Here is a 22,177-nt window from a genome sequence, read left to right as displayed (position 1 = left end):
TTAATTAAAAAGAGAACCCAGCCTGATTGCGACGCAAATCAGCGTCCACCATCATCTGGCACAGCTGCTCCAGTGTGGTTTTGGGCTCCCAGCCCAGCTTGGCTTTGGCCTTGGCCGGGTCACCAATCAGCAACTCCACCTCAGCTGGACGGTAAAACTTGGGGTTGATGCGCATCACCGTTTTGCCGGTGGCGGCGTCAATGGCGGTTTCTTTTTCTTCGCTGCCCTTGAAGTCAACCGCAATGCCTGCACCCTTGAACGCCATGCGCACAAAGTCACGCACCGTCTCGGTGCGGTTAGTGGCCAGGACAAAGGTGTCGGGCTCGTCGGCTTGAAGCATGCGCCACATGCCTTCCACGTATTCTTTGGCAAAGCCCCAGTCGCGCTTGGCGTCCAGGTTGCCCAGCTCCAGGCAGTCCAGCTGGCCGAGCTTGATCTTGGCCACGCTGTCGGTGATCTTGCGGGTCACAAACTCGCGTCCGCGCAGCGGACTTTCGTGGTTGAACAAGATGCCGCTGGAGCCAAAGATGTTGTAACTCTCGCGATAGTTCACCGTCATCCAGTGCGCATAGAGCTTGGCCACGCCATAGGGACTGCGGGGGTAGAAAGGTGTGCTTTCAATCTGCGGAATGGCTTGCACCTTGCCAAACATCTCAGATGTGCTGGCTTGGTAGAAGCGGATCTTGGGGTTGCCCAAGCGAATGGCTTCGAGCAGGTTGAGGCAGCCAACGCCAGTGATCTGCGCGGTAGTGCTGGGCTGGTCAAAAGACACGCCCACAAAGCTTTGTGCGGCCAGGTTGTAGATTTCGTCGGGCTGGACTTTTTGGACCAAGGCAATGCTGGAGCCCAAGTCGGTCAGATCGTATTCGACCAAATGCAGATTGGGATTGTTCTGAATGCCCAACTCTTCGATACGCCAAAAGTTGACCGAGCTGGTGCGGCGATAAGTTCCGTAGACGGTGTAGCCCTTGTCGAGCAGGAGTTGCGCAAGGTATGCGCCGTCTTGGCCTGTGATGCCTGTGATTATTGTGGTTTTCATTTATAAGTGAGACGATTGCAAATGGCTAAAGGAACTTTTAATTGGAGCGGGGAGATTCAATTCTTTGAGAAGCTGAACCGCGCTCTCCTTCCAAGTTAGCCAATGCATATTGGCCGAATTGGGGTGCTCACGTCTCTTGTACAGAGCAAGCCACGACTTGATGGCCTGCGCGAGTTCAACAGACTGCTTGACATTGAAGTAATACGCATTTGTACCTGCCACTTCGCGAAAAACAGGTATGTCTCGAACGATGATAGGCAACTTGTGTTGTGCTGCTTCGATCAATGGCAAACCAAAACCTTCTCCGTAGGAAGCCGCTATTAAACATGTACTAGAAGCATAGATTTTTTCAAGGCATTGGTCACTGGCGCCTTCCAGCCAGAACAGCCTTTTGTTAACCTCTTGATGGCTACGCAATCTCTGCACTAGCTCATCAACCAGCCAGCCTTGCTTGCCGACGACTACTAGATTCACATCGACGCCAGCCCGCCACAACAGATCGAATGCGTCCAGAACCTGGGTATGGCCTTTGCGCGGCTCCAAGGTTCCCACCATCAAGAAACTCGGACATGTCTTAAGTTGGGATAGCACCATTTGCGTGTCATGAGGAAATCCCTGACTGGGTAGGGACTTCTCGATATCAGCGCCATTATGCGACCACTTAATATCAAATAATTTTAATTTTTCGGGATGATTAACTTTTACCCATTCATTTAACTCACCAGCAACAGTTTGTGAAACACATATTGCGCCATCACTTTCGGCAACTACATCAAGCCAACGCACAAACCATTCACGCACTTCGGGCTCGAAATACTGGGGCATATGGATGCATAACAGGTCATGCACTAAAAACTTTACTTTAATTCCTTGCCTGCGCATATGCTGGTAAAATTCACGGTGCACTAACTGCACATCTGGCTGCAAGTCAAGGCAAAAGAATAGATCGCCCTGTGAAAAGTCTATAGTTTCGTCAGAAAGTCCCGCTTTGGGCATACACATAAAATCTGCTACAAAACGACGTGCATAACGGTAACCTGTTTCATGCGTAGCATAAACCGGTTCCACACGATAACCTTCGGGCGGATTTGTTAGCCACTCTTTTAGGATGCTTCGGACAACACGCTGAATACCGCTTTTGGCATTGCGTTGAACGATTTCGGAAATATCTACTAGCAGTTGCTTCTCGTTGCCCTCTTGCTGGTTCAATGCAAGACAAACGGAAGTCTGCAATAAACCAGATTCGCCTAGCTTACTAACATTTTGAGCAATCAAGTCATAAAGTCGTTTTTCAGCCTTGCAAACGTCGAGACAACTGTTAGATCTATTTCTTAATGGGATACTTTCCCATGCGGATATTGCCCGTTTTGCTGTTTCATCCCAAGAGAATAGCTGCGCTTGCTGTACGCCATGACTGCAAAGCCTTTGTCGAAAAGGCTCTTCCAACAAAGCTTGCTGCATTTTTGAGGTAATTCCAGCCTCGTCAAACGGATCGAACATTGCTTCATCCAGACCGATTACTTCTGGCAAGCTAGCAGAGTTAGCGCAGATAACGGGTGCACCGCAAGCCATGGCCTCGAGGACAGGGAGACCAAACCCCTCATGCCATGATGGGAAAACATATAACTTGCAAAGTTTATAAAGAGAAATTAGCTCCTCATCGGTCACACGGTGAGTAAAGATCAACTCGCCATTACGAATGCCAGCTGCTTTAGCGACATTTTGTAATTCTATTAAATGTATTTGCGGCATTCCCCCTGCCAAAACAATTTGATGGGAATTTCGAATATCCAGTGGCAATGCCGCGTAGGCACGAATTAAACGAGGGAGGTTTTTGCGCTCATCAGTTGCACCGCTATAAAGAACAAAAGGTCTAATTATCTGATATTTTGAATTAATAATATTCACCGCTTTTTCATCCGGCGTGTAAGCATGAAAATCAGACTCGATTGCAGTCGAGACATTAACGACCATTGATTCCAATAAATCAAGATGCACCAAGCCTTCCTGGCGCGAGAATTCCGAAATAGCAAGAAATTTTTTCGCTTTATTAAGATACTCAAGCTTTCGCAAGTAATGTTTTTTATAACTCGGATTGGGGCTCAGGTAGTGATCTGGATTAAGCAATGGAATCAGATCATATAAAGTAACGCTGACTGGTGTTTTCTCATCAAAATTACCAATACTACTAACCGCATCATCATCATAGCCCTCGAACAGACTGCTTATATGAATGACGTCCGGTTGCAAGCTCGAAAGGAAGGCTTCTCGCATTATTTCGGCGATCTCCCGTCGTTCGTCATTACTCATGTCCTGCCCGGCGACCGCACCTGGCGTATGCCACACTCGGATATTTTCCTGCGGTAAAAGTCCTTCGAATGCGGTACGAATAGGTTCAATGGTTTCGGGAAACAAGCCGCTTAAGGCAAGGATAATTTCGTGATTGCCTCGGTTACGCACAACGCCTTGGGTAAAGGCTAGGGTATAGCGACCAATTCCCCTAAAACGGCTTGCGGTTTGCGCACCTTGCATGTCGATCACTATTTTCATGAACGACTCCCCTCTTGTACTTTGATAACCTGCTTGAGGTCTGTGTATATCTTTCTAGCTCTTGGAGACAACTTACTGACATCAATGTCTATGGCCATGTGTGGTACAACAGCCAAGGTCAATATCTCTGATGGTCGGTCGTGAAGCCTGTCTCGCATTATTTTTAGGACTCCGTAAAATCCACAACGTCGACTCCATTTAACTAGCCTTTGTCGAAATGCTGGCCTTGCTAAAAGAGCTAGATTCAGTTTCCGCAGGACCTTTTTAACAAAGCTTTTCAACCTTGACCGCAAGCCTTCTGTCTTGAGTCGATGTACTTGGTAAAAAAACCATCGAAATGATGCTGTTATCCGCCAGGACCTACTCGAATAAACAGCAGTCAGTTGCTCCACATGTTGACTGGCAACGACTTCAGCTTGCTGGGCTTTGGCTTCAGCTTGCTGGGCTTTGGCTTCAGCTTGCTGGGCTTTAGCTTCAGCCTGTTGGGCTAACTGCAGTACATAAACTGATTTTGCTTCAATGCGTGCCAGTCGTTGGTCTAGTTTTGTAGCCAAAGTATCAATGCTGACTCCAAAGTTAGCATCAAAAAACTCTTGGCTCTGAGCCATCACATTAGCGTCTGCTTTTTTTTGTGCAATGACAGCATAGTCAGGGCTGACGCAATTGATCAGCTCCGTCAGGCCAATGTTATCGTTACTAGAAATGCCCTCGGGCTCCTGAAGACGCAAAGTCTTTACGCGCTCAAAACCAGCAAACTCTGCCACGAATTCAAGCAATGCAGGGGGGATGGGACGCCGATGCGTTGGGTCAAGGTAAAAATTGCGTGTTGCAACCGCAATATTTTCCGGATTAGGTGTTTCCAAAATAAGTAGTCCTCCCGGTTTAAGCACACGCATGGCCTCACTTACCAAGACCCTAAGTTGCTTAAACTCAATATGTTCAACTACATGAAATGCTGAAACTATAAGTTGACTGTTACTTTCAGTTTTTTTCAAGAACTCTAAAGCGTCGGCCCTGATAGCAGACAAACCCATGAGCTCACAAGCCTGCAACATACCGCCATCAAGATCTACTCCTTTGGGGTTAAAACCCGACTGAGTCAACAATTCAAGCCATTCACCTCGGCCACAGCCAAGATCAGTCGCGCAACCTTCTGGGTAAATATCCAAAAGTGGCCTCACAAATGGTAAATATACTTGCAGCCTGTCTTTTATCAATTCACGCGAACCGCGATGTTTATCCTCAAAAACTCTATAAAAAAGATCTGTCATTTTTGGTTAATCCTCGGCGGCATCCAAGCCACACCGACAAAATAAGGGTGATTAATATTAATTACGCTAAAAACCAAAGCATGGTCACGCCATTCGTAATTCTTACTAATATGGGTATCTTCAGCATGAAGAGCAACTGAGACGGAATAGGCACCTGTACCCAAATTAGCCTGAAACTCAAATTCTTGGATAATCTCCGTGCCTTTTGGGAGGTTTTTCAATACACGGTCATGGTGGTATGTATTTGTACCAAACACTGGTTGCCCCAATCGATCCTTGATCATGTAGCCAACGACCAGATCAGCTATATTGGCTCGACATCGGACCGCAACCCGAAGACAAACTTTTTGACCAACAGCAACTGCTTCAATGACTTTGCCATTGGCATCGCAAAGGCTTATGCTAGTTGCACGTGCATCACCGGTCCCAGAAATGGTTTGCACTTTGCCATCTTCGCGTGTTTCTTGCGTAACCGCTTGGTTTTGATGATCAGCCAACATTGCGTTGTAATAGTCCATCACCACTTCGGGTTCAGCCTCCATGGCCAGCTGCCCACCTTTCAGCAAAATAGCTCGATCACAAATGCTCTGAATAGCTTGTTTGTCGTGGCTCACGATCAGCAATGTGGTGCCTTGCTTGCGAAACTCACGTATGCGATCAAAACTTTTATGTTGGAAGTAGGCATCCCCAACAGACAAAGCTTCGTCAACGATGAGGATGCCGGGCCGAATCGCCGTGGCCACACTGAAGGCCAATCGCATTTGCATGCCACTGCTATACACACGCACTGGTTGATCGATGTAATCGCCAATCTCGGCAAAGGCTTCTATTTCGGGCATGAGACGGGCGATTTCTTCGCTACTGATGCCCAGCAGCTGCCCTGCCATGAAGGCGTTTTGCCGTCCCGTAAAGTCAGAGTGAAATCCCATGCCCAACTCCAACATGGCGGCCACACGGCCTGTCATGTGCACGCTGCCGGTGGTGGGCTGGGTGGTGCCCGTGATGAGTTTGAGCAAGGTGCTTTTGCCTGCACCGTTGATGCCGATGATGCCCACGGCCTCACCTGCGTTGACGGTGAAGTTGATGTCTTGCAGTACCCACTTAAGTTGGTGTCGCTTGGCATTACCGGGGGTTACCCACTCCAGCAGTCGATCCCAGCGATTGGGATATTGCTTGTAGGCTTTGCCTAGGTTGGAAACAACAATCGTGCCCATCAGAGTTCGTCCACCATTTCGCCAACATTCTTTTTAAACAGGTGCAGACCCAAAAGACACAACACTGTAGCCAGTAAGGCCGTAGGCCACAAGCTGGACCATTGCGGCCATTGCTGATTGACCAAAATTCCTTGGTATGCAGCCATCACAGCGGCCATGGGGTTGATGGCCATATAGGGCTTGATGGATTCGGGCAGGATATTCGCCGGATAGACGATGGGCGTGAGCCAAAACCAGAACTGCAAAAAGATGCCAAAGAATTGGCCCACGTCTCTGAAGAAAACATTCAGCACACCCAGCACCATGCCCAGGCCCATGGCAAAGGTGATTTGCAAAACCAAAATTGGCACGATGGCCAACGTGACCCATCCAGGGAAATTGCCACTGACCAGCAAAAAGCCTAAAAACAAGCCAAACACAATGGCAAAGTTGAGCCCCGCATTGGCCACCACGATGATGGGCAGGGTGATGCGGGGGAAGCTGATTTTTTTGAGCAAATTGGCGTTGTCCAAAAACATGTTTTGGCTACGGCCCACCATTTCTGCGAACAGCCCCCACGTCAACGAGCCCGCACACAAATAGATGCTGTAAGCAAAGGTGCTGTCCACCCCCGGCAGCTTGGCCCGCATGACTTGGGCAAAGATGACGGTGTAGACCACGATCATGGCAAGGGGGTTGATGATGTTCCAAGCAGCGCCCAGCAAGGAGTTGCGGTATTTGCTTTGAAACTCGCGCTGGACGCTGCCGCGGATGAAACCGCGATAGGACCAAAGGGCTTTGAGCATATTCATTTATGCGCGCCCGTAGTTGTCTTGCAGGCGCACGATGTCGTCTTCACCCAAGTAGTCGCCCACCTGCACCTCAATCAGCACCAGTTCTTCTTCGCCTGTATTGGTCAAGCGGTGTGTTTCTTTGAGGGGGATGTAACGGTATTCACCTGGCCCAGTGGGGTATTGCACATCGCCAATTTGCACGATGCCGTGGCCGCGCACCACCGTCCAGTGCTCCGCCCTGTGGTGGTGGTATTGCAGGCTCAGGCTCTCGCCCGGGCGCACCGTGATCCGCTTGACTTTGTAGCCGCCTTCTTCTTTGAGCGTGGTGTAGGTGCCCCAAGGCCGATTGACCGAAGAGGGCAGCACCGTGCTTTGGTATTGCGCGCTGTCGATGTGGCGTTGCTTGAGAGCGTCGACCACTTTCTTCACATCTTGGGCCTTGGCTTTGTCGGCGATCAGCAGGGCATCGGGCGTGTGCACGATGACGGCGTTATGAATGCCGATGGTGGCCACGACTTGTTTGTGCCCTTGGGTGTCGATGTGGATGTGGGTATTGCTGGTGTCCACGTCGATCCAGTCGATGTGGTCATCACAGGCCATGGTGTTGCCGTTTCCGTCTGCGGTGTGGGCTGCGGCCACGGCGGGCCAGGCGCCTACGTCGCTCCAGCCAAATTTGGCAGGCACCAGGGTGACGTTGGTGGCACGCTCCATAACGGCGTAGTCGATGCTGATGTCGGGCTGCAGGCCAAAGGCGTGGGTTTCAAAGCGGGTGATGCCTGCTGTGGTGCCCTGCCCGGCTTGGGCTTGGCTGCTGGCCATGGCGTTTTGTGCGGCGGCCAGCACTTCGGGTGAATGCTGGGCCAAGGCGTCCAGCATGGTGCCTGCGCTAAAGCAGAACATGCCGCTGTTCCAGTAGTAGCGGCCTGTTGCCAAATACTCTTGCGCTGTGGCCAGGTTGGGTTTTTCTACGAACTTGATTGCGGGCTGAGCCTCGCCGCCGACCTTGGCCACTTCGATGTAACCAAAGCCTGTCTCAGGGCCAGTGGGCTGGATGCCAAAGACGACCAGCTGGCCTTGCTGGGCATGGCGGGCAGCTTGCAAGGCATTGGCCACAAAGGCCGAGGTGTCAGGGATCAAGTGGTCTGCTGCCAGCACCAGCATGACGGCATCACGCCCATGCTGCTGGGCCACGGCCAGTGCGGCCAGGGCAATGGCGGGCGCGGTGTTGCGGCCCTTGGGTTCCAGCAAGTAGCTCACGCGGGGTGGCTGGGCCATTTCAGCCACCAGGTTTTGCGTGAGGAACAGATGGTCTTGGTTGGTGACGACGAGCAGGTCGTCAGTGCCGCAGGCTTGGCCGCGTGCAATGGCTTGCTCCAGCAGTGCGCTGCCGCCCAGCTTCATAAAGGGTTTGGGATAGGCCTGACGCGATGCAGGCCAAAGGCGGGTGCCGGCACCGCCGGAGAGTACGACTGAGATCAGTTTCATGCTTGTCTAGCTCAGGATGGTTTTTATTTGGTTAAGGCTGGCTGCTAACAGTTGCTGGGCCTGTTGTGCGCTGGCGGCCTCGGTGTAGCAACGTAATTCGGGGGCGTTTCCCGATGGGCGCAGGTGCACGATATCTTGGTTGGCCAGTGTGATGCGCAGGCCGTCGGTCTGGTCTGTGCTGGCCACGCTGCTGCCGGTGAACTGGAAAAAGGCTTGCAAGGCGTCTGCCTCTTTGGCCAGATGCTTGATGAGTTGCAGGCTTTTGGCTGTAGGCAAGTTTTGAATGCGGTCTGACTGCGTGTAGCGCGTAGGCAGCAAACCGGGCAAAGCCGACAGGGGCTGCTGGCGTTGCTGGGCCATAGCCAGCACGGCCAGGATGGGCAAGGTGCTGTCGCGCGTGGGGAGGGGCTGCAGGCCGTTTTGTGCGGTTTGAAGCAAGAAACCACCGTTGGCTTCAAACCCAGCCACGCTGGTGTGGCCTTGCGCTTGCAGGGCTTGCATGGCCTCGATGACATAAGGCGAGCCGATGCGGGTGCGGCGTGTGTGCTTGAACTGCGCTGATTTTTCGAGAGCGGTGTTGGAGCTGACCGGGGTGACCACAGTTTGCACACCCAGCCACATGGCCGTGAGGGTGCCCAGCACGTCGCCACGCACAAAGCGGCCTTGCTCGTCACACACCCAGGGGCGGTCGCCGTCACCGTCGGTAGACACCACGGCATGCAGCTGGTGCTGAGCGCACCATTGCGCGGCCATGGCTTCGTCTCCAGCGGAAACGGCTTCGGTGTCGATGGGCACAAACTGGTCGCTACGGCCCAGGCTGATGACCTGTGCGCCCAATTGACCGAGCAGCTGCGCCAGCATGTCGCGGCCCACAGCGCTGTGTTGGTAAACGCCAATGCGCAAGCCTTGCAAGGCCTGTGCGGGCAACAACTGGGTGTAGCGCTGCATGTAGGCCCGCAGAGCAGCACTCTCGCCCGTTTGGGCTTTGACCTGTGCCGAGCACTCGGCCAAATGTTGGACCATGCCGTTTTGCGGCAGCAGGTGGGCAACAGGCACAACCGCCATGGCGGCTTCGTCGGCCTTCAAAATTTCGCCTTGGGCGGTGTAAAACTTGATGCCGTTGCGGTCAAACGGGATGTGACTGCCCGTTACCATGATGCCGGGGCAGCGCATTTGCAAGGCACGCAATGCCAAAGCGGGTGTGGGCAAACAGCCTGCCCAGTCGGCTTGCAAACCTTCTGCCAAAAGGCCAGCACAAACAGCGGCGGCAATGTCGGGGCTGCTGGGGCGCAAGTCCCAGCCAATGACGCATTGGGTGGTGTCGGCTTGCAGTTGCCCTGTTTGGCGCAGGTGCTGAATGAACACGCGCACATAGGTGGCGACCACGGGCGCGGTGAGGTCTGACACCAAAGCGCGTACACCGCTGGTGCCAAAACCGACTGCTGGGGCCAGGTCTTTGAGGAACATGTGTGAAGTGTTTGTTATTTGCTCTGTCATGCCCGACTTGATCGGGCATCTGTCTTGTCTTTTGTCATGCCCGACTTGATCGGGCATCCATCCTTTGCATCGTCATGCCCGACTTGATCGGGCATCCATGGTTTTGAAGGCATGGATACCCGCGTTCGCGGGTATGACAGTTAGGGGGCGGGTATGACAACTAAAAAAGTTCTGCCTCGGCCAGGGGTTTGGCGGATTGGTCTTTGGCGGAGAGTTTGGGTTGCAGGCCTGGGGGCCAGGTGATGCCGATGGCGGGGTCGTTCCAGGCGATGCAGCGTTCGTGCTGGGGGGCGTAGTAGTCGGTGGTTTTGTACAAGAAGTCTGCGGTGGCTGACAAGACCACAAAGCCGTGGGCAAAGCCGGGGGGCACCCAGAGTTGTTTGTGGTTGTCTTCGGTCAGCTCGACCCCGGCCCATTGGCCGAAGGTGGGGGAGTTTGGGCGGATGTCGACCGCCACATCAAACACCGCGCCGCGCACCACACGCACCAGCTTGCCTTGGGGTTGTTGCAGTTGGTAGTGCAGGCCACGCAACACGCCTTGAGCGCTGCGGCTGTGGTTGTCTTGCACAAACTGCACGTTCAGGCCCGTGGCTTGGTTCAAGTCTTGCTGGTTGAAACTTTCAAAAAAGAAACCCCGCGCATCGCCAAAGACCTTGGGCTCGAGAACGAGCAGGTCGGGGATGTGGGTGGGGGTGACGGTGTAGGGCATTGTTGGGGATGGATACCCGCATGCGCGGGTATGACAGTTGAGGTGCGGGTATGACAGTTGAGGTGCGGGTATGACAGTTGAGGGGCGGGTATGACAGTTTTTTTGTCATGCCCGACTTGAACGGGCATCCATCTTGTCGTGGTCAGTTACGTAGCCACTGGTAAAACGTGTCTGAGAGTTCGAATTTTTTTCCAGAGAACGGCTCGGGGCATGTGCATGGCCATGGCTTGCATGCAGCGCTCAAGCCATTCTGGTTTGTTTTCCATTCGGTCGATAGCTTTGCCCAGGTCCCGGCTGATGGCGCCGCCGTAGGCTTCGCTGGCTTTCTCCAGTGCGGCACGCAGTTGCGGCAGGCTCAGGTCCATCATGGCCAGATCAATAATGTCGCGGCTGAATACACCTGCATCTGCTTGTCGGTCTGCATTGGCCAGTAGTTTGCTTGCCGCCATGTCCAACACCGTCAAGGTGCCTACGCCACAAAGTTGGTCTTGTACTCCGGGCGTTTGCAACGCGATTCGGGCTTCACGCACGATTTCAAACTTGATGGCGTGCCCGTCCATGCGCACTTGGGTGCGTATGCCGTATTGGTCTGCACGCACTTCGCGCAAGAGCTCCAGCGGCATGGCCCCTTGGCGCGTGATGGGGGCAAGCCCATCGAGGCCCGTGAGCAATTGTCGCAATTCACGGTAACCGGCTGGGTCAGACACCAAAAAATCAATGTCGACCGACTCACGGTATTCACCAAACCGCAGTGCAATACAGGTGCCTCCGCCAAACCAGCAGGCGTGTTGTGCAAGTGCGCCGCCGTCCAACGCTGCCAGAACGTGGGCGATGCGCTGATGGTGTGGCCGCTCAAACATGCGCAGTCCGCTTGCCAAAAGCTTCTTGCAGGGCTTGCCAAAGGGCTTGTTCCTGCGCTGCCATGGTCGGCAGGTCGAGGTGCCGTGCGTTGCGTTCATAGATGTCAAAGGCCTCTACCGGGGTTAAGTGGTCTGTGCCATGCACTTGCCAAGCCAGCGCTTTGAGCTGCGGATAGTCTGCCAGTGCGATGCGCACAGGCCACCAACCTGACCGGTCTGCGGGTGTTGGCTTAGCTGCCTCGTGGTCTTGCAGTTGCAAGTGCATGCCCAATGCGGCGATGGCGTTGCTCCAGGCCCCCATGGTGACCGAGGGTTCGCCTTTTTCGATGCGGTGAAGCGTAACCCGCGATATGCCTGCAGCCTCTGCCGCCACCGTGGCGCTGACCCCCAAGGCTTTGCGCCTGGCGGCCAAGCTCGCGCCCAAACTCTGAAGCTTGGCTGTTGTCAGTTCGGTCAGTGGGGGCGATTTTTGAGGCATGGCGCATCTCATTATTTACAAAATACATCATTTGTCAACAATGAGAAACAATTTAATGAAGCTTTAGACCCGCGCATCACCCAAGACCTTGGGCTCGAGGATAAGCAGGTCGGGGATATGGGTGGGGGTGACTGTGTAAAGCATTACGAAAAGTCGTCATGCCCGACTTGATCGGGCATCTGTGGTTTTGGAGTCATGGATACCCGCATGCGCGGGTATGACAGTTAAGGGGCGGGTATGAAATCCCTTCTGTCATGCCCGACTTGATCGGGCATCTGTGGTTTTGGAGTCATGGATACCCGCATTCGCGGGTATGACAGTTAAGGGCGGATATGACATCTCTTTTGTCATGCCCGACTTGATCGGGCATCCATCACTTGAGCAGGTTCAACAAATATTGCCCATAGCCATTTTTGGCCAGGGGCTGCGCCAGTTTTTGCAGGGCTTCTGCGGTGATCCACTTTTGGTGGAAGGCCACTTCTTCGGGGCAGGCGACCATGAGGCCTTGGCGTTTTTGCAGGGTGGCAATAAAGCCTGCGGCCTCCAGCAGGCTGTCGTGGGTGCCGGTGTCGAGCCAGGCGTAGCCACGGCCCATGATTTCAACATTCAACTGGTTTTGCGCCAGATAGCGTTTGTTGACGTCGGTGATCTCCAGCTCGCCCCGAGCAGAGGGTTTGATGTCTGCGGCGATGTCGCACACCTGTTGGTCATAAAAGTACAAACCCGTGACGGCGTAGTTACTTTTGGGGGCCTTGGGTTTTTCTTCGATGCTGAGGGCGCGCTGTTGATCGTCGAAGTCGACCACACCGTAACGCTCTGGGTCATGCACGTGGTACGCGAACACGCTGGCGCCCGTGCTGCGCTGGTTGGCGTTGTTCAGCAACTTGACCAGGTCGTGGCCATAAAAGAGGTTGTCGCCCAGCACGAGGGCGCTGGGGTTGTTGCCCACAAAGTCTTTGCCGATGAGAAAGGCTTGCGCCAAACCATCGGGGCTGGGCTGCACGGCGTATTGGATGTTCATGCCCCATTGGCTGCCGTCGCCCAGCAGGTCGGCAAAGCGGGGGGTGTCTTGCGGCGTGCTGATGAGTAGCACATCTTTGATACCTGCCAGCATCAGCGTGGTCAGCGGGTAATAGACCATGGGCTTGTCGTACACGGGCATGAGCTGTTTACTCACGGCCTGTGTGACAGGGTACAGACGCGTGCCAGAGCCGCCAGCGAGGATGATGCCTTTGCGATGGGTCATGGTTTGAGGTGTTGGTGCGCCCGACTCGATCGGGCAACTGTCTCTTATCTGTCATGCCCGACTCGATCGGGCATCCATCTCTTGTTCGTCATGCCCGACCTGATCGGGCATCCATTTCTTCATTGTCACCCCCGACTCGATCGGGGGGCTATGCCTTCGACTGTCATGGATACCCGCCTGCGCGGGTATGACAGCCATCTTGTCATGCCCGACTCGATCGGGCATCCATTTTTTCATTGTCACCCCCGACTCGATCGGGGGTCCATGCCTTCGACTGTCATGGATACCCGCCTGCGCGGGTATGACAACTATGCTCTGTCACCCCCGACTTGATCGGGGGTCCATGCCTTCGATTGCCATGGATACCCGCCTACGCGGGTATGACAAGGGTTGCGCAGGGTGGCAGTTATCGCGGCCATGACAAGTGACCCGGGCAGGCTACCGCAGTCCGGCAAGGTATTTTGCAGACTGTGCCCATACCCGTCGCGTAGAGCTTAGGCGCAGTTTCTGACGCGAAGCTTGGCGAATTGGGTATTTCGGACAGCCTACGATTGTATTGTTAAGAACAGTAGGGGCTCTTCAGAAATTACCCCAAAAGAGTGCATGAAAGAAATTTTCCAGGGGATTTTTTGAATTTTTGCCCGGGTTAACCCGCAATGGGCCAAGCCCATCAGGGTGTCAAAGCGGTGCCGAGGAACCGAAACGGCGGTCGCGGGTGGCGAACCAGGTGATGGCTTCTTTCAGACGCGCTGGCGAGAACTCGGGCCAGAGGTCGTCGGTGAAGAACATTTCGGCATAGGCCGCTTGCCAAAGCATGAAGTTGCTGATGCGCGATTCGCCGCCCGTGCGGATGAGCAAATCGACTTCGGGGGCGTAGGCTGTGCTGAGGTAAGGGGCCAGTGTTTCCTCGGTCATGTCTTGCAGGCTTTGACCGGGGTGGGCTTGCTGCCAGGCCTGGGCGGCTTGCACCATGTCCCAGCGGCCGCCGTAGTTGGCGCAGACCGTGAGGGTGATGCGGGTGTTGTGGGCGGTTTGCTGCTCGGCCCGCACAATGAGTTCTTGCAGCACAGGGGCGAAGCGGCTTTTGTCGCCCACCACTTTGAGGCGCACGCCGTTGGTGTTCATGTTGTCCACTTCCTTTTGCAGGTAGGTCATGAACAGGCCCATGAGGCTGGAGACTTCTTCTTCGGGGCGCTTCCAGTTTTCGGTGCTGAAGGCAAACAGGCTCAGGTGCGCCACCCCCAGCTCGGCGCAGGTTTTGACGATGTCACGCACTTGCTTGGCCCCAGCAGCATGCCCCAGCGCTGCCGGCATGAAGCGGTTTTTGGCCCAGCGACGGTTGCCATCCATGATGATGGCGATGTGCTGCGGCATGGGGTTGCGGGGGGCTGGATTGGTCAAAGCGTGGGGCAAATCTGGACGATTGCAGATTTTAGAGGCATATGTGCGGGGGGTGCGAAATGGGGTGTGGTTGCAGCGGATCCAGATCCCTCAGGTTTTTGTCACCCTGGGCTTGATCCGGGGTGCATGGCTTGTGACTTTGTCACCCCGGACTTGATCCGGGGTCCATGGCTTCGGCTGACATGGATACCCGCATTCGCGGGTATGACAGAGGGGGAGCGGATATGACAGCTATCTTGTCATGCCCGACTCGATCGGGCGTCCATTTAGTCATTGTCACGCCCGACTCGATCGGGGGTCTATGCCTTCGACTGTCATGGATACCCGCATTCGCGGGTATGACAGAGGGAGGCGGGCATGACAGCCATCTTGTCATGCCCGCGCATGCGGGCATCCATCACCCACTTGCGTCATGCCCGCGCATGCGGGCATCCATCACCCGCTTGCGTCATGCCCGCGCATGCGGGCATTCATCACCCACTTGCGTCATGCCCGCGCATGCGGGCATCCATCACCCACTTGCGTCATGCCCGCGCATGCGGGCATCCATCACCCACTTGCGTCATGCCCGCGCATGCGGGCATCCATCCCCCGTCAAGTGTTCACTTCAACTTGATGATGCTCCAACTGAACCACAGTGGGGCGTCCCAGGATTTCCAGCAGGACAGCGACCCGTTTGCTGGAGACACTTTGAATGAGACCTTCAACACCGCCCAGTGCCGTGTGTTTGAGGCGCACGGTTTGGCCGGCCTTGAGGTTGCTGAGTTCTTGCAGGGTGGCGTGGTTGCGGTCTTGTTCGAGTTGGCGGATGCGTTGCACGAGGTCGTCGTGGAGCGTGGCGGGCTCGAAGCCAAAGCGCACGATGGTGGCGATGCCTTTGGTGCTGCGCACGGCCGAGATGCTTTGCTCAGGCTTGCTGGGCCTGAACAAGATGTAGCGCGGGAACATGGGCTCGAACAATGCAACGGGGCCTTGCTCGGTTTTTTTGAATTTTTTGTACAGCGGCAAATAGGCTTCAAAGTCTTGCTGCTGCAGATTGGCCTCGGCGATTCTCTCTTCGCGGGGCTTGGTGTAGGCCAGGTACCAGCGGTCGGGTGGCGTGCTTTCCAAAAAAAGCTTGTCTGGCGTTGGCGGGTTTTGGGTCATTCTGTCTTTGCGGCTGTATCTGTGCCTATTTTAGGCGGCCGCATGTTGGCCCATCTGCGTGCAAGGTGTTCGCCAAAACAAAACCCCGCTTGCGCGGGGTTGAGTGCTTGGGCCAAAAAGGTGTTTCAGGCGATCACGAAAGGTGCGCGGTCTTTGCCTTCGATCCACTTGGGGGCTTTGCCACGGCCTGTCCAGGTTTGGCCTGTGGCAGGGTCGCGGTATTTGGCAGCGACTTTGCTGGCGGCTTTGGGTGCACCGGATTTGCTGCCGCGACCAGGGAAGATGTCTTGCGCAGTCAGGCCATATTCGGCCACCAGTTCGCGCACTTTGGTCACGGCGCTGGAGATTTCATTTTGGCGGGCTTGGGCAATGGCTTGCTCCAAAGCGTCGCGTTGGGCCAATAATTCTTTGTAGCTGGAGGTCATGGTAGATCCTGTTTAAATGATAAGAGCGCTGAATATACATCAGAGTTTGCCTGGATACAGGATGATTTGGACATACAACGGATTTTTAGGTGTATTTATAAATTTTATGGACTTGGATTCTTAGGGTTATGCGATTATCTTTCGCCAAGGCCGGATTGATCGGGCGTCCATGGCTCCTAATTCGTCACCCCCGACTTGATCGGGGGTCTATGCCTTCGGTCGTCATGGATACCCGCATTCGCGGGTATGACAGAAAATTGGTCACCCCCGATTTCATTGGGCGTCCATTGCTCCTGACTTTGTCACCCCCGACTTGATCGGGGGTCCATGGCTTCGGCCGTCATGGATACCCGCATTCGCGGGTATGACAGAAAATTGGTCACCCCCGACCTAATCGGGGGTCAATGGCTCCTGACTTTGTCACCCCCGACTTGATCGGGGGTCTATGCATTTAAATGGCTTGAAAATCACAAAATAGACTCATACAAATCAACCCAATCCGGATTTTCTTTTTCGATCAGGGCAATTTTCCATTCACGTTTCCAGTGCTTCAAGCGTTTCTCATACGCAATGGCCTCTTGAATGCTTTCAGTTTGGTCAAACCAGACCAATTGGGTCATGTTATACCGGGCAGTAAATCCATCCACCGCATGCTGTTTGTGTTCATGGACACGGCGAATCAAATGGTTGGTGACGCCGACATACAAAGTGCCATTTTTCTGATTGGCGAGCATGTAGACAAAGTAAGCCATAAGTGAGCGTATGGCAGGCTTTGGTGGTTGGCAAGGGGATGGATACCCGCATGCGCGGGTATGACAAAAACCTCGTCACCCCCGACTTGATCGGGGGTCCATGGCTTTTGTCTTCGTCACCCCCGACTTGATCGGGGGTCCTTGCCTTCGGCTGCGATGGATACCCGCATTCGCGGGTATGACAAAAACTTCGTCACCCCCGACTGGATCGGGGGTCAATGCCTTCGGCTGCGATGGATACCCGCATTCGCGGGTATGACAAAAACTTCGTCACCCCCGACTGGATCGGGGGTCTATGCCTTCGGCTGCGATGGATACCCGCATTCGCGGGTATGACAAAAACTTCGTCACCCCCGACATGATCGGGGGTCTATGCCTTCGGCTGCGATGGATACCCGCATTCGCGGGTATGACAAAGTAGGGCGGGGGTATGACAAAGTTAGGCGCGGGTATGACAGAGGTGGGCGCGGGTATACGACCGCTACGGCTCAGGCGAAGCTGTTTGCTGCGTGGCCAAAACTCTGTCAATACGGCGGCCTTCGAGGTCGATGACTTGGAAGTGCCAGCCGGCCAACTCGATCACTTGGCCTTGGGCGGGCAGCTGGCCGAGGGCGTACATGAGCAAGCCTGCCAGGGTGTTGTAGCGGTTTTTGTCTTCGGCGGGCAGTTCCTTGATGTCCAGCCGGGCCTTGAGTTCGTTGACGGGCATGATGCCGTCGAGCAGCCAGCTGCCATCGTCGTTTGGGGTGGCCCAGGCATCGGCGTTGGTGTCGGGCTTGAGTTCTCCGGTGATGGCTTCGAGCAGGTCGAGTGGGGTGAGCAGGCCCTGCACTTCGCCGTATTCGTCCACCACAAAAAGCATGCGACTCGATTGGTCGCGCATTTGCTCGAGCAGCTCCATGCCGGTCAGTGTTTCGGGCACAAAGTGGGCTGTTTGGGCGTGGTCTTCGAGTGGGCGTTCGTCGCCCTGCGGCAGCGCCAGCAAATGCGACAGGCTGATGACGCCAATGATGTGGCCCAGGCCGTCGCGGCACACGGGGTACCAGGAGTGGTTGCCTTCGCCACGCATCTGGTTGATGCGGTCCATGGCTTGTTGGGGCGTGAGGCTGCCCTCGAGCCACTGGATGTCGCTGCGCGGCGTCATCATCGAGGTGAGCGCGCGGTCGTCCAGGTGGAACACGTTGCGCACCATTTGGTGCTCGTGCTCCTCGATCAAGCCGGCATCCACACCTTCGACCAAGCTGGCCGTGATTTCTTCTTCGGTCACAGCGCGGTTGCCTTTGCTGTCGATGCGCATGAGCTTGAGTACGCCTTGGGTGGACAGCGAGAGCAGCTTGACAAAAGGCCCTGCCGCTTTGGCCAGCCAGGCCATGGGGCGTGCCACGAGGCGGGCCACGGCCTCGGGGTAGAGCTGACCGATGCGCTTGGGCACCAGCTCGCCAAAGATGATGGTGGTGAAGGTGATGATGGTGACCACGATGGCGGTGGCGGTGATGGCAGCGACCGGCTCGGTCAGGCCCCACTGCATCAAGTGCAAGGCCAACCCACCACTGAACGCCGCCTCTCCCACGATGCCGTTGAGCACCCCGATCGAGGTGATGCCCACTTGCACGGTGGACAAAAACTGGGTGGGTTCCTCGAGCAGTTTGAGCGCAGCGTGCGCGCCTTTGTCACCCGCCTCCTCCATGGCGGCCAGCCGGGCTTTTCGGCTGGAGGCCAGCGCCAGCTCCGACATGGCGAACACCCCATTGAGGAGGGTGAGGAAAGCAATCAGTAAGAAATCCATAACCGCCATTGTGCCAAGAGTGGATACCCGCATCCGCGGGTATGACATGGATTTGTTACCCCCGGCTCGATCGGGGGTCCGTGGCTTATGTATTCGTCACCCCCGGCTTGATCGGGGGTCTATGCCTTCGATACGCATGGATACCCGCATGCGCGGGTATGACATGGATTTGTCACCCCCGGCTCGATCGGGGGTCCGTGGCTTATGTATTCGTCACCCCCGGCTCGATCGGGGGTCCATGGCTTCTGTATTCGTCACCCCCGACCTGATCGGGGGTCTATGCCTTCGATACGCATGGATACCCGCATGCGCGGATATGACATGGATTTGTCACCCCCGGCTCGATCGGGGGTCGTTGCCTTCTGTATTTGTCACCCCCGACTCGATCGGGGGTCCATGGCTTCTGCATTGGTCACCCCCGACCTGATCGGGGGTCTATGCCTTCGATGCGCATGGATACCCGCATGCGCGGGTATGACATGGATTTGTCACCCCCGACTCGATCGGGGGTCCATGGCTTCTGTATTCGTCACCCCCGACCTGATCGGGGGTCTATGCCTTCGATACGCATGGATACCCGCATGCGCGGGTATGACATGGATTTGTCACCCCCGGCTCGATCGGGGGTCCATGGCTTCTGCATTGGTCACCCCCGACCTGATCGGGGGTCTATGCCTTCGATACGCATGGATACCCGCATGCGCGGGTATGACATGGATTTGTCACCCCCGACTCGATCGGGGGTCCATGCCTTCTGTATTTGTCACCCCCGACCTGATCGGGGGTCCATGATTTGGGACAATTCACCAAAGAGGTGCTTATGTCTGTTTATTGGGTCGGTGACGTGCAGGGTTGCGATGCGCCTTTGGGGCGATTGCTGGACGAGGTGGATTTCTCGCCGAGCCGGGACGCTTTGTATGTGTTGGGCGACTTGGTGAACCGGGGGCCCGCTTCAGAACAGGTGCTGCGGCGCTTGATGGCCATGGGCAGCGCTGTGCAGTGCGTGTTGGGCAACCACGATTTGCATTTGCTGGCCGTGGCCGCCGGGGCTGGGCGGCTCAAGCCGATGGACACGCTGGACGGCATCTTGCACGCCGTCGACCGCCCTGCCCTGCTGGACTGGCTGCGGCACCAACGCATGGCCATTTGGGAGCATGGTGTGCTGATGGTACATGCGGGCGTATTGCCGTCGTGGACGGTGGCGCAGACCTTGGCTTTGGCGGGCGAGGTGGAGTCGGTTTTGCGTGGACCTGATTTGAGTGATTTTTTGCACCAGATGTATGGCAACGAGCCTGCGGCTTGGCGCGAGGATTTGACGGGCGTGAACCGTCTGCGGGTGATCGTGAATGCTTTGACACGTCTGCGCTTTTGTTCGGTCCAAGGCGTGATGGAGTTCGCAAGCAAAGAAGGCGCCGATGCCGCCCCTGCGGGTTTCATGCCCTGGTTTGACGTGCCGGGCAGGCAGACAGCCGACGTGACGGTGGCCTTTGGCCATTGGTCGACTTTGGGTTTGCTCAAGCGCGAGGACGTGTGGGCACTGGACACGGGTTGCGTGTGGGGCGGCTGCCTGAGCGCGATGCGGCTGGATGCTGACGGACAGCACGAGTTGATTCAGTTGAAGTGCGAGCAGGCACAGCGGCCAGGGTGAATGCACAGGTGGCCGCCCATGCGGCCTTTCTCTGTAGGAGGCTGCCCCTGCGGCCGAATGTCTAAGTGGCTCCGGCCAACATTCGCGAGCAGGGGCTCGCTCCTACAAAAAATCCAATGCAGCTTGAAGTTCCTTGTGGGAGGTCGCCCCTGCGGCCGAATGGATGCCCTGTCCCTGTGGGAGGCCGCCCCTGCGGCCGAATGGATGCCCTGTCTCTGTGGGAGGCCGCCCCTGCGGCCGAAGGTGTGAAGTGGCTCTAGCCGCCATTCGCAAGCAGGGGCTCGCTCCTACAAAAAATCCAATGCCGCCTGATGTTCCCTGTGAGAGGCTGCCCCTGCGGCCGAAGGTGTGAACGGGCTCACCGCTCGCCAGATCAGGACTTTTTGTGGCACGATCAGCGGGTGAAAATCAATGCCCTGCAAGACCTCAAGAAGGTCCAGAAACAACTCGCCGAGGCCCATCAAAAAGCCAAGGCCGAAGAGGCCGCTCGACTTGCCGCTGCACGCCAGCGCGATGCCGAGGCCAATTTGTTTGTGCGTGCGGTCGGCGTTGTCCAGCGGCTGCCCTCGCACGACCAAGCCCGCATCAGCCCACCCGCCCCAGCGCCTGTGGCCTTGCAGCGCAAAAAAGACGAAGAAGCGGTGTTGCGCGACGCCTTGAGCGATGGCTTTGATGTGAGTACTTTGCTCGACACGGATGACGCCCTGAGTTTTCGGCGCCCCGGCATCGGCATCGACGTGACGCAAAAGCTGCGCAAAGGCGGCTGGTCCATTCAGCGCGAGATCGACCTTCATGGCCTGCGCAGCGACGAGGCCCGTGTGGCACTGGCCGAATTCATCCGCATCGCCCACCGACAAGGCCTGCGGTGCCTGCGCGTGGTGCATGGCAAAGGGCTGGGTTCGCCGGGCAAAACCTCGGTGCTCAAACCCAAGGTCCACAGCTGGTTGATCCAAAAAAACCAGGTCATGGCTTTCGTTCAGGCCAAACCCGCAGAGGGCGGTGCTGGGGCTTTGCTGGTGTTGCTCAAACCAGCAAGTTGAGCTGATTCCGTTTTGTCGTTCTCAGTTGGAGTACGGTCTCGTCATACCGTCTACTCATTCCTGCGAAGGCGGGAATTCATGTGATTCTTGTTGACCCAGTTGCACCAGCAAATCCCCTTTTGTCATACCCGCGAAGGCGGGTATCCATGCCATCAACACCATAGATTCCCGCCTTCGCGGGAATGACAAAAAAAATGATGAATTGACAAAAAGATGCGCGGGAACGGCAGAAAAATTTGGTCACGAGATCAGCAGTGGCGAAAGATCAAACCCCGCGGTTGCGCATCCAGTCGGCGGTTTTGAAGAAGCTGGCATTCAGGCGTTCGCGCAGCACCGGATCCACCTGGGTTTCCTGCATGGCTTGGTCCATGCAGGCGAGCCATTGGTCACGCTCCAACACACCGATTGAAAACGGCATGTGCCGCATGCGCAGGCGTGGGTGGCCAAAGCGCTCGGTGTAATGCTCCGGCCCGCCGAGCCAGCCGCACAAGAACCAGAACAGTTTGTCGCGTGCGTCTTGCAAGGTGCTGCCATGAGCGGCTCGCAGCTCTTTGTAGCCGGGCTCAATGTCCATCAGGTCATAAAAGCGCTCGGCCAGGGCCTTGACGCGGGCTTCCCCTCCGATCCACTCGAACGGGGTATCAAACGGGGGTTTGTCTTCGATTTGCATGGTAGGTATTTTGCTGGAAGCGGTGTTCAAGGTTTTGTGTGGGAGCGAGCGATCATTTGTAAAAGGGACCGGTCTTGTGTGGGAGCGAGCCCCTGCTCGCGAATGAACGCCGGAGCTACTTCAAACATTCGGCCGCAGGGGCGGCCTCCCACAGAGAACATCAGGCACGCATAAAAATGGGATCTGA

At 55.7% G+C, this 22,177-nt stretch carries 19 protein-coding genes; 2 read left to right on the top strand and 17 right to left on the bottom strand.

What is annotated here, in order from left to right; translation table 11 throughout:
- Positions 1–4 precede the first annotated feature (4 nt).
- The 16 genes from gmd to ACZ5RT_RS06085 all read right to left on the bottom strand — a co-directional run bounded on the left by gmd (position 5) and on the right by ACZ5RT_RS06085 (position 18,632).
- Positions 5–1,039: a GDP-mannose 4,6-dehydratase gene (gene gmd, locus ACZ5RT_RS06160; protein WP_464453878.1), complete on the bottom strand. Its 1,035-nt coding sequence runs from the start codon at positions 1,037–1,039 to the stop codon at positions 5–7.
- Entirely contained in the window at positions 1,040–3,589 is a 2,550-nt protein-coding gene (locus ACZ5RT_RS06155; RefSeq protein WP_464453877.1) for a glycosyltransferase family 4 protein, read from the bottom strand.
- Positions 3,586–4,860, bottom strand: a complete 1,275-nt coding sequence (locus ACZ5RT_RS06150) for a class I SAM-dependent methyltransferase (protein ID WP_464453876.1) — start codon at positions 4,858–4,860, stop codon at positions 3,586–3,588. Before ACZ5RT_RS06150 ends, ACZ5RT_RS06155 begins: the two co-directional genes overlap by 4 nt.
- Positions 4,857–6,074 carry an ABC transporter ATP-binding protein gene (locus ACZ5RT_RS06145; RefSeq protein ID WP_464453875.1) on the bottom strand — a complete coding sequence of 406 codons (1,218 nt, stop codon included), beginning with the start codon at positions 6,072–6,074 and terminating at the stop codon, positions 4,857–4,859. Before ACZ5RT_RS06145 ends, ACZ5RT_RS06150 begins: the two co-directional genes overlap by 4 nt.
- Positions 6,074–6,865: an ABC transporter permease gene (locus tag ACZ5RT_RS06140; RefSeq protein ID WP_464453874.1), complete on the bottom strand. Its 792-nt coding sequence runs from the start codon at positions 6,863–6,865 to the stop codon at positions 6,074–6,076. Before ACZ5RT_RS06140 ends, ACZ5RT_RS06145 begins: the two co-directional genes overlap by 1 nt.
- On the bottom strand, positions 6,866–8,332 hold the full coding sequence (locus ACZ5RT_RS06135; protein WP_464453873.1) for a mannose-1-phosphate guanylyltransferase/mannose-6-phosphate isomerase: 1,467 nt from the start codon (positions 8,330–8,332) through the stop codon (positions 6,866–6,868).
- Between the two features lie 6 nt (positions 8,333–8,338).
- Positions 8,339–9,799 carry a phosphomannomutase gene (locus tag ACZ5RT_RS06130; RefSeq protein WP_464453872.1) on the bottom strand — a complete coding sequence of 487 codons (1,461 nt, stop codon included), beginning with the start codon at positions 9,797–9,799 and terminating at the stop codon, positions 8,339–8,341.
- Positions 9,800–9,989: 190 nt separating this feature from the next.
- Positions 9,990–10,538 carry a dTDP-4-dehydrorhamnose 3,5-epimerase gene (gene rfbC / locus ACZ5RT_RS06125; RefSeq protein ID WP_464453871.1) on the bottom strand — a complete coding sequence of 183 codons (549 nt, stop codon included), beginning with the start codon at positions 10,536–10,538 and terminating at the stop codon, positions 9,990–9,992.
- Positions 10,539–10,684: 146 nt separating this feature from the next.
- Positions 10,685–11,398, bottom strand: a complete 714-nt coding sequence (locus ACZ5RT_RS06120) for a nucleotidyl transferase AbiEii/AbiGii toxin family protein (RefSeq protein WP_464453870.1) — start codon at positions 11,396–11,398, stop codon at positions 10,685–10,687.
- Positions 11,391–11,876, bottom strand: a complete 486-nt coding sequence (locus tag ACZ5RT_RS06115) for a helix-turn-helix domain-containing protein (RefSeq protein ID WP_464453869.1) — start codon at positions 11,874–11,876, stop codon at positions 11,391–11,393. The genes ACZ5RT_RS06120 and ACZ5RT_RS06115 overlap by 8 nt, the downstream gene beginning before the upstream one ends.
- Positions 11,877–12,249: 373 nt before the next feature.
- A complete protein-coding gene (rfbA, locus tag ACZ5RT_RS06110) occupies positions 12,250–13,122 on the bottom strand; it encodes a glucose-1-phosphate thymidylyltransferase RfbA (RefSeq protein ID WP_464453868.1) in 873 nt (290 codons plus the stop codon).
- Positions 13,123–13,800: 678 nt separating this feature from the next.
- Positions 13,801–14,496 (bottom strand): polyprenyl diphosphate synthase, encoded by a 696-nt coding sequence (uppS, locus tag ACZ5RT_RS06105; RefSeq protein ID WP_464454202.1) that lies wholly within the window; start codon positions 14,494–14,496, stop codon positions 13,801–13,803.
- A gap of 621 nt (positions 14,497–15,117) precedes the next feature.
- Positions 15,118–15,633: a transcription termination/antitermination protein NusG gene (gene nusG / locus ACZ5RT_RS06100; protein ID WP_464453867.1), complete on the bottom strand. Its 516-nt coding sequence runs from the start codon at positions 15,631–15,633 to the stop codon at positions 15,118–15,120.
- Between the two features lie 161 nt (positions 15,634–15,794).
- Positions 15,795–16,094, bottom strand: coding sequence for an H-NS histone family protein (locus ACZ5RT_RS06095; RefSeq protein WP_108428786.1), 300 nt, complete (start codon positions 16,092–16,094; stop codon positions 15,795–15,797).
- Positions 16,095–16,561: 467 nt separating this feature from the next.
- Positions 16,562–16,846 (bottom strand): GIY-YIG nuclease family protein, encoded by a 285-nt coding sequence (locus ACZ5RT_RS06090; RefSeq protein WP_464453866.1) that lies wholly within the window; start codon positions 16,844–16,846, stop codon positions 16,562–16,564.
- Between the two features lie 481 nt (positions 16,847–17,327).
- Positions 17,328–18,632, bottom strand: a complete 1,305-nt coding sequence (locus tag ACZ5RT_RS06085) for a hemolysin family protein (protein WP_464453865.1) — start codon at positions 18,630–18,632, stop codon at positions 17,328–17,330.
- 820 nt (positions 18,633–19,452) lie between these two features.
- Here ACZ5RT_RS06085 and ACZ5RT_RS06080 point away from each other — a divergent pair.
- Both ACZ5RT_RS06080 and ACZ5RT_RS06075 read left to right on the top strand, forming a co-directional pair.
- Entirely contained in the window at positions 19,453–20,280 is an 828-nt protein-coding gene (locus ACZ5RT_RS06080; protein WP_464453864.1) for a symmetrical bis(5'-nucleosyl)-tetraphosphatase, read from the top strand.
- Between the two features lie 401 nt (positions 20,281–20,681).
- The gene (locus ACZ5RT_RS06075) at positions 20,682–21,320 is read left to right on the top strand and encodes a Smr/MutS family protein (protein ID WP_464453863.1); all 639 of its coding nucleotides are present in this window, start codon (positions 20,682–20,684) and stop codon (positions 21,318–21,320) included.
- 265 nt (positions 21,321–21,585) lie between these two features.
- On the opposite strand, the gene ACZ5RT_RS06070 is transcribed toward ACZ5RT_RS06075, so the two are convergent.
- Positions 21,586–21,990 carry a group II truncated hemoglobin gene (locus tag ACZ5RT_RS06070; RefSeq protein WP_108427630.1) on the bottom strand — a complete coding sequence of 135 codons (405 nt, stop codon included), beginning with the start codon at positions 21,988–21,990 and terminating at the stop codon, positions 21,586–21,588.
- Between the last annotated feature and the right edge of the window lie 187 nt (positions 21,991–22,177).

This window comes from Limnohabitans sp. TEGF003, from assembly GCF_055395455.1.
The sequence above is the reverse complement of the archived record's forward strand: the minus strand, read 5'-3'. Positions and strand labels throughout refer to the sequence as shown.